The 16,979-nt window shown below is 36.7% G+C and carries 13 protein-coding genes, 2 tRNA genes and 1 rRNA gene; 9 read left to right on the forward strand and 7 right to left on the reverse strand.

Annotated features, from left to right (window positions below; genetic code table 11):
• Positions 1-19 precede the first annotated feature (19 nt).
• The 3 genes from UH1x_RS15405 (at position 20) to UH1x_RS15415 (ending at position 4,125) form a co-directional block, all read left to right on the forward strand.
• On the forward strand, positions 20-973 hold the full coding sequence (locus tag UH1x_RS15405) for an acetyl-CoA carboxylase carboxyltransferase subunit alpha (RefSeq protein WP_036153271.1): 954 nt from the start codon (positions 20-22) through the stop codon (positions 971-973).
• A 166-nt stretch (positions 974-1,139) separates the two neighbouring features.
• Positions 1,140-2,690 (forward strand): replicative DNA helicase, encoded by a 1,551-nt coding sequence (gene dnaB, locus UH1x_RS15410; protein ID WP_036153273.1) that lies wholly within the window; start codon positions 1,140-1,142, stop codon positions 2,688-2,690.
• A 172-nt stretch (positions 2,691-2,862) separates the two neighbouring features.
• Complete coding sequence (locus tag UH1x_RS15415) at positions 2,863-4,125, forward strand: asparagine synthetase B (RefSeq protein ID WP_482622784.1); 1,263 nt, start codon at positions 2,863-2,865, stop codon at positions 4,123-4,125.
• Positions 4,126-4,217: 92 nt separating this feature from the next.
• Here the strand turns inward: UH1x_RS15415 and UH1x_RS15420 are convergent, their stop codons facing one another.
• Together UH1x_RS15420 and UH1x_RS15425 are read right to left on the reverse strand one after the other, a co-directional pair.
• Positions 4,218-5,588, reverse strand: coding sequence for a hypothetical protein (locus UH1x_RS15420; protein WP_482622786.1), 1,371 nt, complete (start codon positions 5,586-5,588; stop codon positions 4,218-4,220).
• A gap of 20 nt (positions 5,589-5,608) precedes the next feature.
• Positions 5,609-8,026 carry a TonB-dependent receptor gene (locus UH1x_RS15425; RefSeq protein ID WP_482622787.1) on the reverse strand — a complete coding sequence of 806 codons (2,418 nt, stop codon included), beginning with the start codon at positions 8,024-8,026 and terminating at the stop codon, positions 5,609-5,611.
• Positions 8,027-8,174: 148 nt separating this feature from the next.
• On the opposite strand from UH1x_RS15425, the gene UH1x_RS15430 reads away from it, so the two are divergent.
• Complete coding sequence (locus UH1x_RS15430; protein WP_482622789.1) at positions 8,175-9,146, forward strand: helix-turn-helix transcriptional regulator; 972 nt, start codon at positions 8,175-8,177, stop codon at positions 9,144-9,146.
• 25 nt (positions 9,147-9,171) lie between these two features.
• Here the strand turns inward: UH1x_RS15430 and UH1x_RS15435 are convergent, their stop codons facing one another.
• Positions 9,172-9,966, reverse strand: coding sequence for an HAD family hydrolase (locus tag UH1x_RS15435; protein ID WP_482622791.1), 795 nt, complete (start codon positions 9,964-9,966; stop codon positions 9,172-9,174).
• Between the two features lie 91 nt (positions 9,967-10,057).
• Here UH1x_RS15435 and UH1x_RS15440 point away from each other — a divergent pair, with 91 nt between their 5' ends.
• Complete coding sequence (locus tag UH1x_RS15440) at positions 10,058-10,480, forward strand: secondary thiamine-phosphate synthase enzyme YjbQ (protein WP_482626513.1); 423 nt, start codon at positions 10,058-10,060, stop codon at positions 10,478-10,480.
• 33 nt (positions 10,481-10,513) lie between these two features.
• Complete coding sequence (locus UH1x_RS15445) at positions 10,514-10,792, forward strand: EF-hand domain-containing protein (protein WP_482622793.1); 279 nt, start codon at positions 10,514-10,516, stop codon at positions 10,790-10,792.
• Positions 10,793-10,828: 36 nt separating this feature from the next.
• Here the strand turns inward: UH1x_RS15445 and rplT are convergent, their stop codons facing one another.
• The 4 genes from rplT to thrS all read right to left on the reverse strand — a co-directional run bounded on the left by rplT (position 10,829) and on the right by thrS (position 14,112).
• Entirely contained in the window at positions 10,829-11,173 is a 345-nt protein-coding gene (gene rplT, locus UH1x_RS15450) for a 50S ribosomal protein L20 (protein ID WP_027064529.1), read from the reverse strand.
• Positions 11,174-11,269: 96 nt separating this feature from the next.
• Positions 11,270-11,467, reverse strand: a complete 198-nt coding sequence (gene rpmI, locus UH1x_RS15455; protein ID WP_027064530.1) for a 50S ribosomal protein L35 — start codon at positions 11,465-11,467, stop codon at positions 11,270-11,272.
• A 116-nt stretch (positions 11,468-11,583) separates the two neighbouring features.
• Positions 11,584-12,141: a translation initiation factor IF-3 gene (gene infC, locus UH1x_RS15460; protein ID WP_084135105.1), complete on the reverse strand. Its 558-nt coding sequence runs from the start codon at positions 12,139-12,141 to the stop codon at positions 11,584-11,586.
• A 24-nt stretch (positions 12,142-12,165) separates the two neighbouring features.
• Complete coding sequence (gene thrS, locus UH1x_RS15465; protein WP_482622795.1) at positions 12,166-14,112, reverse strand: threonine--tRNA ligase; 1,947 nt, start codon at positions 14,110-14,112, stop codon at positions 12,166-12,168.
• Positions 14,113-14,791: 679 nt separating this feature from the next.
• Here thrS and UH1x_RS15470 point away from each other — a divergent pair.
• The 3 genes from UH1x_RS15470 to UH1x_RS15480 all read left to right on the forward strand — a co-directional run bounded on the left by UH1x_RS15470 (position 14,792) and on the right by UH1x_RS15480 (position 16,767).
• Positions 14,792-16,318: ribosomal RNA gene (locus tag UH1x_RS15470) — 16S ribosomal RNA — on the forward strand.
• A 185-nt stretch (positions 16,319-16,503) separates the two neighbouring features.
• Positions 16,504-16,577: transfer RNA gene (locus UH1x_RS15475), tRNA-Ile, on the forward strand.
• A 116-nt stretch (positions 16,578-16,693) separates the two neighbouring features.
• A tRNA-Ala gene (locus tag UH1x_RS15480) sits at positions 16,694-16,767 on the forward strand.
• Positions 16,768-16,979 lie beyond the last annotated feature (212 nt).

The raw sequence follows: 16,979 nt of genomic DNA on the forward strand, positions 1-16,979 counted from the left end.
AAAGAAACTTTATAGAAATATGGAATATTTGGATTTTGAACTTCCGATCAAAGAGTTGGAAGAACAATTGGACAAGTGCATGATCATTGGAGAGGAAAGTGATGTTGATGTGACCGAGACATGTAAACAGATTGAAAAGAAACTTACCGAAACTAGAAAAGATATCTATAAGAATTTAACTGCTTGGCAACGAGTACAGTTATCTAGACATCCAAATAGACCTTATACATTAGATTATATTAAAGCCATTTGTGGAGATACGTTCTTGGAACTTCATGGTGATCGTACCGTAAAGGATGACAAGGCTATGATTGGTGGTTTAGGTAAAATTGGTGATCAGAGCTATATGTTCATTGGTCAACAAAAAGGATATAATACAAAAACGCGTCAGTATAGAAATTTTGGTATGGCTAACCCAGAAGGGTATAGAAAGGCTTTACGATTAATGAAATCTGCTGAAAAATTCCAAGTACCTGTAGTTTGCTTAATAGATACACCGGGTGCTTACCCAGGTATTGAGGCAGAAGAAAGAGGTCAAGGAGAGGCAATTGCAAGAAATATTCTTGAAATGACTCGCCTTAAAGTACCTGTAATTGTTGTAATTATAGGTGAAGGTGCTTCTGGTGGTGCATTAGGTATAGGTGTTGGTGATAAGGTGTTAATGTTAGAGAATACTTGGTATTCTGTAATTTCACCAGAATCATGTTCTTCTATATTATGGAGAAGCTGGGAATATAAAGAAAGAGCTGCCGAGGCTTTAAAATTGACAGCGACCGATATGAAAAAGTTGAAATTGATCGATGAAATCATTCGTGAGCCTGCAGGTGGAGCACATGCCAACAGACCTAAAACTTTTGAAACGGTAAAAAATAAAATTTCTTCTCATTTTGAAGATCTTCAAAAGTTATCACCAAAAGAACTTGTAAATCAACGCATGGATAAATACGCACAAATGGGCGTTTTTAACGGCTAATCTGCATTTTAGGCTTCTTAAAAATATACCGAGGATTTTATTCCTCGGTTTTTTTATGTTATCAACAGAAAATTGTAACTTATTAACAGTCAATTGTTAGTCAACTGTGAACATCGAAATTGATGTTTTTCACGTTAACTAAAGGTTAATTGTATACTTTCGCACTATGGAGAACACGAAACCTTTTGTCGCTCGAAAGATTGACAAATCTAATATTATAAGTCTTGAAAAAGGCAAAATTCCACCACAAGCTATTGATTTAGAAGAGGTTGTGTTGGGTGCTATGATGATAGATAAAAAAGGTGTTGATGAAGTTATTGATATTTTACACCCAGATGTATTCTATAAAGACGCTCATAGATTCATTTATGAGGCTATCTTCATTCTCTTTGAAGAGTCGCAACCTATAGATTTATTAACCGTTTCGTCACAACTTAAGAAAGCTGGTAAGCTAGAGGTCTGTGGAGGCGATTTTTATTTGATAAAATTAACTCAAAAAGTAGCTTCGTCTGCTCATATTGAGTTTCACGCACGTATTATTCTTCAGAAGTTTATTCAGCGTAGTTTGATTAAAATTTCAGGTGAAATAATTGAAGAGGCATATGATGAAGCTGTAGATGTTTTTGATTTGTTAGACACTGCCGAAGCAAAATTATATGATGTTACCCAAGGTAACTTAAAGCGTTCTGCGGAGACAGCTCAAGATTTAGTTATACAAGCTAAAAAACGAATTGAAGAGATTGCCGGTAAAGAGGGAATGAGTGGTGTTGCATCCGGATTTGATAAGTTGGATAAACTAACATCTGGTTGGCAGCCAAGTGATTTAATTATCGTTGCAGCACGTCCTGGTATGGGTAAAACGGCTTTTACCTTATCTATGGCAAGAAATATGGCCGTGAATACAAACACTCCTGTAGCTTTCTTCTCTTTGGAGATGTCCTCAGTACAGTTGATTACTAGATTGATTTCCTCTGAAACAGGTTTGTCTTCAGAAAAATTAAGAACCGGTAAGCTAGAAAAGCATGAGTGGGAGCAGTTAAACGTAAAGGTAAAAACTTTGGAAAAAGCTCCTTTGTTCATTGATGATACCCCGTCATTATCTATATTCGATTTACGTGCAAAGGCAAGACGTCTTGCTTCTCAGCATGGTATTAAAATGATCATGATTGATTATTTGCAGTTAATGACAGCTGGTGGTAGTCAAAAAGGAGGAAACAGGGAACAGGAAATTTCTACTATTTCTCGAAACTTGAAAGCCCTTGCAAAAGAATTGAACGTTCCTGTAATTGCATTATCTCAGTTATCACGTGCCGTTGAAACACGTGGAGGTAGTAAAAGACCTATTCTTTCGGATTTGAGGGAATCTGGAGCGATTGAGCAAGATGCCGATATTGTATCGTTTATTTATAGACCTGAGTACTATAAGATTGAAGAATGGGATGATGAAGAGCGTACGCCAACACAAGGTCAGGGTGAATTTATTGTGGCAAAACACCGTAATGGTGGTTTAGAAAATATTAGGTTGAAGTTTATTGGTAATCAAGGTAAATTTGATAACCTTGATGATTTTGATTCTCCTTTTGAATTTCAATCTAAAATGAACGCAAATGAAGAGAATCCGTTTGCAACCAAAAACTTGCCAAGTGCAGATGATGCTTTTGGTAGTAGTATGAACAATAGTCCAGATTTAGATGAGGATAATGATGTTCCTTTTTAAAATATCATATATTTAAAAGTCTGAAAGTCTTCCATTGGGGAGACTTTTTTGGTTTTAAAACAATTGATTTAAATAAAATCTCGTTAACTTATTTACATTAGCTTTAACTGCATCTTAAATACTGCTCAAAAGATTTTACTATATCTTTGAGTGAATAGTTTTAGAAAACTTTATGCGTAAATTAATTACCTCTGTTTTATTCCTCTTTTTTTCTTTGCAATTGTTCGCATCATCTATTCTTATACCTATGGATGCGGATAGTCAAAAGAATCATTTAAAAGCGTATGGCATTACATATTGGGTCTTGGCAAAGCAACAAAAAGTACAGTGGTTATTGAATTACCGTGGAGGTTCTTTTTTATTGCCAGACGGCGAAAGTATTCGAAAAGAGTGCCAGATTAGGGGCGTAAGTTTTGAAATTTTATCGGACGGACAGGCAAATGGAATTTTAGATGAAATCAGTAGCCCTTCCATTAATCAAGATGCGGTAATTTTGGAAAAAGCTCCTCGTATAGCGGTGTATTCACCAAAAGATAAACAACCTTGGGATGATGCGGTAACCATGGCATTGACCTATGCCGAGATACCTTATACTACCATTTATGATGAAGAAGTGCTTGGAGATAAGCTGGCATTGTATGACTGGTTGCATTTGCATCATGAAGATTTTACTGGTCAATATGGCAAGTTTTATGGTGCGTACAGAGCAACGCCTTGGTATATAGAAGGAAAGAAAAATTCAGAAAAGTTAGCCAAGAAATTAGGTTATGATAAAGTATCCGAAGAAAAAAGGGCGGTTGCCTTGAAAATTAGAAATTATGTAATTGGCGGCGGATTCATGTTTGCCATGTGTTCGGCAACCGATAGTTTTGATATTGCCTTGGCTGCTGACGGTATTGATATTGTAGAACCTATGTTTGATGGTGATGCTTCTGATCCCAACTATCAAGCAAGCTTAGATTATGGAAAAACTTTTGCTTTCACAGATTTCATTTTAGAACGTAGTCCGTTGAAATATGAATTCTCTTCTATAGATATGACTAATAAAAGAGGTAATGTTCCAAAAGAGTCAGATTACTTTTCTTTGATGGATTTTTCGGCTAAATGGGACCCTGTACCTACGATGTTATGCCAGAATCATACTTCTTTGGTAAAAGGGTTCATGGGGCAAACAACTGCTTTTACACGCTCTGAAATAAAGCCGACTGTTTTGGTATTAGGGGAAAATAAACTTAATGAGGAAGCTAGATATATACACGGAATTAAAGGAAAGGGATTTTTTACCTTTTATGGCGGACATGATCCCGAAGATTATCAACATAGGGTAGGGGATCCTAAAACGGAGCTGGAGTTGCATCCAACTTCGCCTGGTTATCGTTTAATATTAAATAATGTTTTGTTCCCAGCTGCTCGAAAGAAGAAACAGAAAACCTAATTGTAATTTTAGTAGTAATAGAAAGAAATAAAAAACCGTTATCAAAACAATTGTCTTGATAACGGTTTTTTAATAGAGGTATCTTTTGTATACTAGAATACCCCAATAAAGTGACTTCCTGTAGTATTAACCAATTCAGCACCTTTAGTAACAGCACCAGTTTCTGTATCTACAACATAGATATTTCCATTCTGTCCAACAGCGCCTTGAGTAAGATATATCTCTGTTCCTTCAACTACAAATCCTTGATATTGGAATAAGTAGAAATCTGGGTCATAAGGTATATCGTCAATTCTTACTGCAGTTTGGGCATTTAAATCAACAAGGGCAAAAAATCCTTGTAGACCAGCAACTCCTTCAGCAGATCCGTTATGACGGTAAGCTACAACGGCTTTACCATTTGCAGCAGGTCTCCATGCAAGTATATATGCTCCTTCTATACCTAAGGCATCATCTAGGTTAAAGTCGTACGTGTCATCGTATTCATTGTCAGCATCGATTTTTAAAATATAAGAACCTTCTGGGTCACTTTGGTTGGCTTGGTACACGCTACCATTATATTCGAAAGAATTAATACTACGGTATCCATTGGTATTTCCATGACCAATGGTAGAAGTTATAACTGTTGGGTTTAATAGAGACGGGTAGTCCAATACAATTGTTTTAGAACCTAAAATCTCATAATCACTATCGCTTTCTGCTGTAGCAGGATCAACTTTACTTAAACGGGCACCAATATATAATTTGTCTCCTGCTGCATTTAATGTTGGCATATCAATTCTAGATATATAGTATCCAGCAGCTTCTTCTTCAGCGGACAACGGAACACTGTGCTCTTGGAATTCTTTAATAGAAGAGTTGACCAAATCTAATGTTACTACGCCAATGGTAGCCTCGGTACGGGTGTAGGCATCATTCTCGTCAAATTCGTTTTCAGTAGATACATATACAGCTGCACCAGTTTGATCTCCGTCAAATAACTTAATCCAACGCGGAGCTGTACCAACATAAGGAGCTATACTGACTTCAGATCCAGATGGGGTAAATGTTTGTCCGCCTTCAACAGTATATTTAGTGTAATTTCCGCCAGTATCACCTGCGTAGCTTATATTGAAAATGGTATTTCCATCTTCAGAAGATTGTAATCTTGCCGTTCTGTTTGAAGGTGCTATAAATCCATTTTCAAAAGGATTAATAGAAACTGTAGGGTCTTTGGCGTCAACACTGGTTACAGCATAAATTAATGTGCCTCCGTTTCCATCACCTGGCTCTTCTCCCATTTTTGCTCCTGCAACGGTAATCCATCTTGGATCTTCTTCTTCAACTGGTTCTTCTGTTTCTTGTTCTTCGGTATCTGTATCTGGTGTAACTACGGTATCGTCATCACTGCTACAAGCGGTCATTAAACTAGCGGTAAGTATTACGGCAGCAAAGGTTTTAAGGTTTAGGATAGTTTTTTTCATTTTATGTATTGATTAAAGGATTAGAATTTATTTATTGCGTAATTTAATTTTAGGTAAAAAGCTCTTCCTGGTTTTTGTACAGAAAGATTATCGTAAACGGGTTCGTCAAATATATTTTTGACATCAAAACTTACTACAAATCTGTTGTCTGGAAACGCATAACTAAGTCCAATATCTTGAGACAACTGCTGTGGCACTTCAAAGAATTCATTGCCGACAGTATTACTGCCTTGTGCAGTTAAGAATGAGAATTCATCAGTGAAATACACATTATAGAATGCGTTTAATCTAGATTTCTTTTGAATAAGATTTTTAAATGAATAGCGTAAGCCACCGTTCATGGTGAAAAACGGAGTATTAGGAACATCGATTTCTATTCCTTGATTTTCAATTTTCAAGTCGAACTTTGATATATTAAAGTTGAGTCCAAAATTGTTGTTATATGAGTAATTTAATTGAGCATCAAAACCTTTTGATGTTCCACTACCTTGATTTACATAGACGATTAATTCATCATCTACATTCAAAGATGTTTCTATTGGTAGCCCAATTCTATCTTTTATATTTCTCGTGAAAACATTGGTGGATATAGTGAAATCATGTTTTTTAATAGAAAAGTGTCCAAATCTAAACCCTAAGTTATAATTCTCACTACTTTCTGGATCAATGCTTGAATTGGCTACAACATTGTCTCCGTCATTACCAAAAATTTCGGTTTCATCTGGTAATCTGATTGCTTTTTCCGCGGATGCTAAAAAGGTGATATTAGGCACGATTTCGTAGGAAGCCGCAAAACCATAACCATCGTAATTTTTATTGCTGCTTACTACTTCATCTACTATCACATCATTTCCGTCAGCATCAGTTTCTATTGCGGGGTCAACACTAGTTGTTTTCTGTTGATAGTGCTTACCAAATAAACTGGTTTTTAGTTTTTCGTCAAAAGCCGTTAGTTCATAGGTTATGGAGTATATATTCTTTTTTAAATCTCTGGTACCCACAAAAGTGTTTTCTAAAACAGATTGTAGAGCGTCACTATCTTCTCTGTCAATTCCACTATAAACATGATTAGCCGAGAGTTTATGATTTTTGTTTATAGCATAGGAAACACCGGTTCTTATAGATGCCACATTCCTTTTTATTTTTGCTAACGTAGGACCACCTTCTTGTTGAGAACGCCAAGTATATTGATATTCATTTCCTCTAAAATCAATTGCTCGTTCTCCTGTCCAACTATAGGCCCAGGAGACCGTATCGTTTACAGCACGATTTCTTTTTCCGTATAAACCGTTAATGTTGACGTCAAGACCTTTTGTGAATAAATCTTTCTTTTGGTATTTAATGCTACCAAGTAAGGCATCAGATTCAAGAAATCTATCTTTATATGGTGTTATGGTCATAAAAGCACCATGCTGTACCTCTTTGTAATCATCAGATCCTGTAACTCCTATAAAAAATTGATCAGCCCAGGATACGTTTGTGTACCCAATTTCTGCTCTTCCACCGGTTGATCTATATGCATCGTTAAACCTTCTCGCGGTAATTGGGGTTTGTACTCCGCCCAGTCCAGTTGTAACAACACTTCTGCCAGATACTTTGTAGTCGTTATCAGAATAGTTATGAAATAACGAAGCTTTTACTGTTAATCCAGATTTATCAAAGCGGTACAAACCGTTAACACTTGCTTGTATTGTATTGAAAGATCCGTAAGATATAGATGCGTTAAAATTTGTTTTAGCATCATTGTGCATCACAATATTAATGGCTCCGCCTAGGGCATCATCTGCTAAATGACCTGGAACCACACCTTTGTAAACTTCAATGTTTTTAATCATTGAAGGGGGTATACTGTTTAAGTTAAAAGAATTGCCGTACGTAGAAATTGGTATCCCGTCAATGAATATGCGAACCGAATTACCTGATAAACCATTTAAACTATAAGTTACCTCTGATCCTAATCCACCATTTTGTCGAATCTTTACACCAACAGTGGTATTCAGTAATTCGTTGGTTTGAATATTTCTAAGACTAGCTTCTTCAGTTTTTATGGCATTCACTGCAAAACCTTTTGTCTCTAGTTTTGTTTCTTTTGATTTACCGTTGACATTTACTTCATTTAAATTTTCAACGTTTTCTTCTAAAGTATAGTTAAGAGTAATTTGTTTAGTGTTTTCACTGATTTCAATGTCTTTTGAAAGAGTTGTGTATCCAATAAATGATACTACAATGTTATGTTCCCCTAAGGGAATATTTTTAAGAGTATAGCTTCCATAGTCGTCTGTAAGAACACCGAGTTTTGAACCTTCAATTAAAACACTTGCAAAAGGTAATGGCTTACCAGATGTATCTGTAACCTTACCTGAAACTGTACTGGAAAAGTCTTGACCCTTTGCTGAAAGAAATATTAAGAAAAGTATTGCTGTTAAGAAGTTCTTCATTTGATTTTAAAAAGGATCTTATCTTTATTAAGATTTAGTCTAAATAACTTAGTTTTGCAAATCTATAGCAGGTTTGAAGAGGGGAGTACCGAGAAAGGAATTTAAACATACGCGAAAGGAAGTAATGAATTGTGGGTAGAAAAAGCTTATGAATAAAGAGTTGTTGAGGAAAGAAATACGGGTGAGTCAATTGTTCAAAAATGGATTTTTGGACAATTCGGTGCAATTCAATCAAGTAGAGGTAACTACTAAAGATAATAGTTCTTTTGTACGTGGAATTGACTTTTCTAATAACCAATTAATTCATGAATTCAATTCTGAAATTTGTGTTTCTAGTGATGAGCATTTAATAAAACTTCATTTTTCCTTAGAAGGTACTTATTGCTACCAACCGCTTAGACATATAAAATACCTGGTTCAAATTCCAGAAAATCATTGTAATATGTTTTACTATCCAACAACTGAGGGAAGAGATATATTCTTTAAGGGTAACGCCAAATCATTTGAAATATATGTAAAGCCCAGTTTGTTGAAAAATTTATTGGGCACCGAATTTGAATCTTCTTTTGAAAAACTAAATAGTGCCATTCAAAATTCTAATTCCTTTGTGCTATGGGATAAAAGTAAATTCATTCCGCCTAGTATTCGAAGTAAAATAAATGATATTATTCAATGTCCTTATAACGGTGATATTAGAAAGACGTATTTGGAAAGTAAATTAACAGTTTTAATGATTGATTTTCTTTTAGGTAGACAAACATCCAAGCTTTCTAAGAGCAATGTGAAATTGTTAAATTCAGATTACTTAGCCTTAGTTCGGGTAGAAGATCATATTAGAAAAAACTTAAAAGAACCTCTCAAAATTTTAGACCTAGCAGATTTAGCAGGAATCAATGCTACAAAGCTAAAGCGCGATTTTAAAAAGTTATACGGGATAACCATATTCAAGTATATTACAGCATTACGTATGGAGGTAGCAAAGAGTTTAATTACACAACACGGGGCAACTATTGCACATGCTGCTTATGAAGTAGGCTATGCTAATCCGCAACATTTTACCACGGCATTTAAGCGAACTATGGGGTATGTGCCAAGCGAATTAAAACCAGCTGTCGAGTAAAATTAGGTGAGTGTACTAAGTACAACTATTTAACTAGCATCTTTAATATGTGCTCAACACCGTTTTCGTCATTGCTTAAAGTGCTGAATTTTGCTACTTCTTTTACATTTGGATGAGCATTTTCCATAGCAAACCCATAATCTGAAAGTGCCAACATTTCAAGATCATTGTTAAAATCTCCAAAAACCATAACTTCATCTGATTTTAGATTATAGCTTTTCATTAGTTTATCTAAGGCGTATCCTTTGTTTGCATTCATATTTGAAATGTCAAGCCAATTTTCACCAGATACTTTTACTTTTAAATTCGTTTCAAAATGTTTTACATATGGGTATATGTGTTCTTCTGAACTTTCAAAATGATAAATTGCGATTTTAATAACCTCAGAATTAAAATCGGTCAAAGTTTCTATAATTTCGTATTCGGTATAGTATTCTGCTAATTTATTGGTAAAGGCATTAGATTTATTTGTTAGATAAGCTTTGTGCTTTGTACAAATTACCGGGTGTATGTTTGGGATATCATCAAGTGTCCTTAAAATATTTTGAACATGTTGTTGTTCTAGTGGAGTAGCTAAAATTTCAGTTTGCTGTTTCATGGCAAATCCTCCATTCTCCGCAATAACAATAATGTCATTTTTAATAGCATCTAGCTTATCTATGATACTATTATACTGTCTTCCACTTGCGGCTACAAAAGTGATGCCTTGAGATTTTAAATCTTTGAATATTTCAAAGAATTGGTCGCTAACTTGGTGGTTAGAGTTCAAAAGTGTCCCATCCATGTCGGTTACAACCATTTTAATCTTTGATAAATCCATATATTTTATATTTAGGGCAAAGATATTTGAATGATGTTTAATAAGGTGGGTTATGTTCAAAGTTTTACCTTTATTTAATAATTTACAAGAGATGAAGTTAATTCAGAAGGAGTTTCAATTACGCGCATATAAAAGGGGATTTCATATTATAACTAATGAAATAGTTGCTAAAATTCCTGAAATAAAAGATATTGATACGGGGTTCTTACAGGTATTTATAAAGCATACTTCTGCTAGCCTTACAATTAATGAAAATGCAGATCCAACGGTCCGTGATGATTTTGAAACTCATATAAATATTATGGTGCCTGAAAATGCACCATATTATAAACATGATTACGAGGGTTCAGATGATATGCCCGCGCATATTAAGGCATCATTAATGGGTGCTTCGGTACAGGTACCAGTAACCAATGGTAAATTGAATATGGGTATCTGGCAGGGTATTTATCTTTGCGAGCATAGAAATTATGCTTCAGGTAGAAATATATTGTTGACGTTGTGGGGAAATTGAATTTTGAGTAACTTGAAGTAAAGCTAAGGGAATATGACTACAGAAGAATCTATTTTAAATAAAATTCAAATACTAATTACCAACCATTTTCAAACTCCTGAGATGGCCTTTAATTTTTTTGATAAGGATAATGATCAAAAATTGACAAAGGCAGAAATTGTCAAGCTCTTAAAACAAGCAGAAATAAGTGGATTCATTAGAGGTATTGTATCTTCAAAGCTAATTGAAGGTTATGATGAAAGTGGGGATGAGCTTATAGATTGGGAAGAATTTAAAGCGGCTATAGCTAAAATTAAAAAATCCGATTCGTAAGAATCGGATTTTTCAAAAAGTGAGATTGTTATTAATTTATTTTACCTGATCTACAACTGCCTTAAAGGCATCTGGGTGGTTCATTGCTAAATCTGCAAGAACTTTTCTGTTAAGTTCAATGTTATTAGCTTTTACTTTTCCCATAAATTGAGAGTAGGACATTCCGTGTTGTCTGGCACCTGCATTAATACGGGTAATCCATAATGAACGAAAAGTTCTTTTCTTGTTTCTACGGTCTCTATAAGCATATAACATTGCTTTTTCAACCGCATTTTTGGCTACTGTCCAAACGTTTTTACGTCTTCCAAAGTAACCTTTGGCTTGCTTCATTACCTTTTTTCTTCTGGCTCTTGAAGCTACTGCATTTACTGATCTTGGCATTTTTTCTAATTTTTTGTAGTAGGCGCCCTTATAATTTAAAGGAACTTTTAAGGCCTAACTCCATGGTTAATAATTTTACCTTTTAAAGAACTTGATTTACTTTAAACGTAATTGTTCTTTAATACTGTTAACATCTGCTTGATGAACTAAACCATCATGTGTTAACTTAAGCTTACGCTTTTTAGATTTTTTAGTCAAAATGTGACTCTTAAAAGCGTGCTTTCTTTTAATTTTACCTGTACCTGTAAGCTTAAAACGCTTCTTAGCACTGGATTTTGTTTTTTGTTTAGGCATTTTCTCCTAGTTTATATATTAATCTCACTTTGCATGCTAAACGCTGCTCACAACCGTAAGCAGCGTTTAGTATTTTATAAATACATTCGGTCGTATTACGAAACCGAAATGTTATGTTATTTTCCTTTAGTCTTAGGAGCAATGAACATTGTCATACGCTTTCCTTCTAGTTTAGGCATTTGTTCTACCTTCCCTAATTCTTCTAATTCAGAAGCTAATTTCAATAATAAAATTTCACCCTGATCTTTATAGACGATTGAACGACCTTTGAAAAATACGTACGCCTTTAGTTTAGCTCCTTCTTTAAGGAACTTTTCAGCGTGTTTCTTTTTAAAGTCATAATCATGATCATCTGTATTAGGACCAAATCTTATTTCTTTAACAACGACCTTTGAAGCTTTCGCTTTCATGGCCTTGTCTCTTTTCTTCTGCTCGTATAAAAACTTTTTATACTCCATAATCTTACAAACAGGAGGGTCTGCCTTTGGAGATATCTCTACCAAATCCAAACCTAATTCTTCTGCTTTCTCAAGAGCCTGAGGAAAAGGATATACACCTACTTCAACATTGTCACCTACCAACCTAACTTTTGGGGCTGTTATCTTTTCATTGATATTATGGGGATTCTTATTTTCCCTTCTAGGTTGTGGTCTAAATCTTTTACGTATTGCTATGACTAAATAATTTTAATTAAACTTTTATTCTTTAAACGTCTTTAAGGTACTATTTATTTCTGTGTTGACCAAGTCCGTGAACATAGTTATATCTATTGCTCCTAAATCTTCACCACCATGTTTACGTACAGAAATGGTATTTGCAACTTCATCATTGTCCCCAACGATAAGCATAAATGGAACTTTACTCATTTCTGCTTCACGTATCTTCTTACCAATAGTCTCGTTTCTACCATCGATAAGGGCGCGAATTTCGTTATTTTCTAGGGATTTTAAAACTTTTTCAGCATATTTTTCGTGTTTTTCGCTAACAGGAAGAATAATAGCTTGCTCAGGGGTTAACCATAATGGGAAATTACCACCTGTATGTTCCAGTAATAAAGCTATAAAACGTTCCATGCTTCCAAAAGGTGCGCGGTGAATCATCACTGGTCTATGTAGTTCATTATCACTGCCTTTGTAATTAAGATCAAATCTTTCCGGTAGGTTGTAATCTACCTGGATTGTTCCTAACTGCCACTGTCTTCCCAAGGCGTCTTTTACCATGAAATCTAGCTTTGGACCATAGAAAGCTGCTTCACCTGCTTCAACCACAAAATCTAAGCCTTTTTCTTTGGCGGCATTGATAATTGCTTGCTCTGCTTTTTCCCAGTTTTCAACTGATCCAATATATTTTTCTGGAGTATCCAAATCACGAACAGATACCTGTGCCGTAAAATTGTCAAATCCTAATGAACCCAATACATATAATGATAGGTCAATTACATTTTTAAACTCTTCGTCCAATTGGTCTGGTGTGCAGAAAATATGGGCGTCATCTTGAGTAAATCCACGTACACGTGTAAGACCGTGGAGTTCTCCACTTTGTTCATATCTATATACAGTACCAAATTCAGCAAACCTTTTTGGAAGTTCTTTATAACTATATGGTTTGGTATTGTAGATTTCACAGTGGTGAGGGCAGTTCATTGGTTTCAATAAAAATTCCTCGCCTTCTTTTGGTGTGTGTATAGGTTGAAAGCTGTCTTCACCGTATTTTTCATAATGTCCAGAGGTTACATATAGTTCTTTCTGTCCAATATGTGGAGTAACCACCATTTCATAACCAGCTTTCTTTTGGGCTTTTTTCAGAAAATTTTCAAGTCTCTCTCTTAAGGCAGCTCCTTTGGGTAGCCATAAAGGTAGACCTTGACCAACTTTTTGTGAAAAAGTGAATAATTCAAGTTCTTTACCTAGTTTTCTGTGGTCACGTTTTTTTGCTTCTTCAAGAAGTTCTAGATATTGCGTAAGTTCTTTTTGTTTAGGAAAAGAGATACCATAGATTCGTGTTAGTTGAGTGTTGTTTTCGTCACCTCTCCAGTAGGCACCTGCAACACTTAATACTTTAATAGCTTTTACTATTCCTGTATTTGGTATATGGCCACCTCTACATAAATCAGTAAAACTATCATGGTCACAAAAAGTTATAGTCCCATCTTCAAGATTTTCTATTAACTCTACTTTGTACTCATTGCCTTGGTCTTTGTAAAAAGAAAGAGCATCTGCCTTTGAAACAGATCTCATTTTATAATCATGCTTTCCACGAGCAATTTCCAATGCTTTCTTTTCTATGGTAGGAAAATCTTTCTCAGAAATAGAACCGGTAGGAAGTTCAACGTCATAATAGAAACCGTTTTCAATAGCTGGACCAATAGTTAATTTTACGCCTGGGTATAATTCTTCTATCGCTTGAGCTACAATATGTGAGGTGGAATGCCAAAAAGCAGTTTTTCCTTCTTTATCATTCCATGTATATAAAACTAAGCTGCCGTCAGTATCTAATGGTGTGGTGGTTTCTACAATAGTATTATTGAATTTTGCGGAAATAACATTACGTGCTAAACCTTCGCTTATGCTTTTTGCAACCAGTATTGGGGTTGTGTCTTTTTCAAATTCCTTTACCGATCCGTCGGGAAGTGTAATTTTAATCATTGTTGTACATATTATAGGATGTCAAAGATAATATGAACTATTCACGTCCGCAATAGAATCATGTTATAATGTAAAGGACCTGTAATGTATTTGTCTTTGATCGGTCGAAGCTATATACTAGGTTTATGTCTTTTAGTGTATTTAGTATATAGTATCTTTTTTGATAAAATTTAATGCTTTGTATTTTTATAATATGGTTAATGTGTTATTTATAAGTGTGTTGCATGTTGATGTAAATTTTTCTTTAATTTTATTTTAAAAAATGGTTGTGAAATTAATAATAGTGTGTACATTTGCACCCCGCAAACGAGGAAGATGATTTTGGAATCGGGAGTAGGAAATAGGTTCTTAGATATGTTGTTTAGGTCTGATGAAAAAAAGAAAATATTTTTTTCGATAAAAGTTGTCAGGTTAAAAAACAGTTGTATATTTGCAGCCGCTTAGGGAAACACCTAAGGGAAACGAGGTTAGGAAATCGAGGGATTTTGAGCTGAGTGGATAGAAGTTCATTGAAATATTGTGGAGATAAGAATCGAGTTCAGGTGAGGACCTGGATGAGAGGAACAAGAATTAAGGAAACATGAAAATTCAGTATGTCTTAGGACATATATAAGGAATTGAATCGAGAGTCGGGGCCGGGATGGATTTTGACTTCGTTGGGACGAATATTTACAAAACAACGATGAAGAGTTTGATCCTGGCTCAGGATGAACGCTAGCGGCAGGCCTAACACATGCAAGTCGAGGGGTAACATTTGTGCTTGCACAAGATGACGACCGGCGCACGGGTGCGCACCGCGTATGGAACCTACCTTGTACAGGGGAATAGCCCAGGGAAACTTGGATTAATGCCCCGTAGTACCGTGACCCGGCATCGGGATACGGTTAAAGCCTTCGGGCGGTATAAGATGGCCATGCGTCCCATTAGCTTGTTGGTAAGGTAACGGCTTACCAAGGCTACGATGGGTAGGGGCCCTGAGAGGGGGATCCCCCACACTGGTACTGAGACACGGACCAGACTCCTACGGGAGGCAGCAGTGAGGAATATTGGACAATGGAGGAGACTCTGATCCAGCCATGCCGCGTGCAGGAAGAATGCCCTATGGGTAGTAAACTGCTTTTATACGGGAAGAAAAAAGAGTACGTGTACTCTACTGACGGTACCGTAAGAATAAGGACCGGCTAACTCCGTGCCAGCAGCCGCGGTAATACGGAGGGTCCGAGCGTTATCCGGAATTATTGGGTTTAAAGGGTCCGTAGGCGGGCCGATAAGTCAGGGGTGAAAGTTTGCAGCTCAACTGTAAAATTGCCTTTGATACTGTTGGTCTTGAGTTATAGTGAAGTTGCCGGAATATGTAGTGTAGCGGTGAAATGCATAGATATTACATAGAACACCGATTGCGAAGGCAGGTGACTAACTATATACTGACGCTGATGGACGAAAGCGTGGGGAGCGAACAGGATTAGATACCCTGGTAGTCCACGCCGTAAACGATGGATACTAGCTGTCCGAGGCCTTGAGTCTTGGGCGGCCAAGCGAAAGTGATAAGTATCCCACCTGGGGAGTACGTTCGCAAGAATGAAACTCAAAGGAATTGACGGGGGCCCGCACAAGCGGTGGAGCATGTGGTTTAATTCGATGATACGCGAGGAACCTTACCAGGGCTTAAATGCATATTGACAGGTCTAGAGATAGATTTTCCTTCGGGCAATTTGCAAGGTGCTGCATGGTTGTCGTCAGCTCGTGCCGTGAGGTGTCAGGTTAAGTCCTATAACGAGCGCAACCCCTACCGTTAGTTGCCAGCATGTCATGATGGGGACTCTAACGGGACTGCCGGTGCAAACCGTGAGGAAGGTGGGGATGACGTCAAATCATCACGGCCCTTACGTCCTGGGCCACACACGTGCTACAATGGTAGGTACAGAGAGCAGCCACGTCGCAAGGCGGAGCGAATCTATAAAACCTATCACAGTTCGGATCGGGGTCTGCAACTCGACCCCGTGAAGCTGGAATCGCTAGTAATCGGATATCAGCCATGATCCGGTGAATACGTTCCCGGGCCTTGTACACACCGCCCGTCAAGCCATGGAAGCCGGGAGTGCCTGAAGTCCGTCACCGTAAGGAGCGGCCTAGGGCAAGATCGGTAACTAGGGCTAAGTCGTAACAAGGTAGCCGTACCGGAAGGTGCGGCTGGAACACCTCCTTTCTAGAGATTGTCCTTTAAGGACGGTCCCTGATGAAGTAAAGAATCGGAATAACGGTCCCGGTCTTTTGATTTAATAATGTTTTCGCTTTAAGAATTGTTCGAAAAAAATAATCTCCATGATCATGATATATAAGTAATTGCTTTTTCCAAAAAAGGTATTTATACTAAGAGGAAGGAGTAGGGACAGTCCCATAGCTCAGCTGGTTAGAGCGCTACACTGATAATGTAGAGGTCGGCAGTTCGAGTCTGCCTGGGACTACAAAAAAGGAATTCGTTTAGAGATAGGCGAAACGTTCATATATTGAAATATTGAAGGAAATTTTAGAAGTTGTGCTACCTGTCAACTGTAAACTGGCAACTGCCGACTTATAGAATGGGGGATTAGCTCAGCTGGCTAGAGCGCCTGCCTTGCACGCAGGAGGTCATCGGTTCGACTCCGATATTCTCCACTGGGCGATGCCCAGGGATAATTTATTTTATCTCGAAGTATCGCAGATGAGAAAGATAGGTATTCAATTGCCTGTCGTGGCTCACGACAAAGTTCATTGACATATTGGAACAGGAGGTAATACATTTAGGTGTATTATCGACTAAAAAAGAAAGAAACACGAATCTTTATTAAGTAAAGAGTACGAATAAGATAGAATAGATTAAAGATCTG

This window comes from Maribacter sp. UH1 (assembly GCF_056839145.1).

Coding starts and splice junctions, on each gene's coding strand:
- UH1x_RS15415 (WP_482622784.1), top strand. CDS start 2,863: ATGCGTAAATTAATTACCTCTGTTTTATTCCTCTTTTTTTCTTTGCAA.
- UH1x_RS15435 (WP_482622791.1), bottom strand. CDS start 9,966: ATGGATTTATCAAAGATTAAAATGGTTGTAACCGACATGGATGGGACA.
- UH1x_RS15440 (WP_482626513.1), top strand. CDS start 10,058: ATGAAGTTAATTCAGAAGGAGTTTCAATTACGCGCATATAAAAGGGGA.
- UH1x_RS15420 (WP_482622786.1), bottom strand. CDS start 5,588: ATGAAAAAAACTATCCTAAACCTTAAAACCTTTGCTGCCGTAATACTT.
- rplT (WP_027064529.1), bottom strand. CDS start 11,173: ATGCCAAGATCAGTAAATGCAGTAGCTTCAAGAGCCAGAAGAAAAAAG.
- UH1x_RS15430 (WP_482622789.1), top strand. CDS start 8,175: ATGAATAAAGAGTTGTTGAGGAAAGAAATACGGGTGAGTCAATTGTTC.
- rpmI (WP_027064530.1), bottom strand. CDS start 11,467: ATGCCTAAACAAAAAACAAAATCCAGTGCTAAGAAGCGTTTTAAGCTT.
- thrS (WP_482622795.1), bottom strand. CDS start 14,112: ATGATTAAAATTACACTTCCCGACGGATCGGTAAAGGAATTTGAAAAA.
- UH1x_RS15425 (WP_482622787.1), bottom strand. CDS start 8,026: ATGAAGAACTTCTTAACAGCAATACTTTTCTTAATATTTCTTTCAGCA.
- dnaB (WP_036153273.1), top strand. CDS start 1,140: ATGGAGAACACGAAACCTTTTGTCGCTCGAAAGATTGACAAATCTAAT.
- UH1x_RS15405 (WP_036153271.1), top strand. CDS start 20: ATGGAATATTTGGATTTTGAACTTCCGATCAAAGAGTTGGAAGAACAA.
- UH1x_RS15445 (WP_482622793.1), top strand. CDS start 10,514: ATGACTACAGAAGAATCTATTTTAAATAAAATTCAAATACTAATTACC.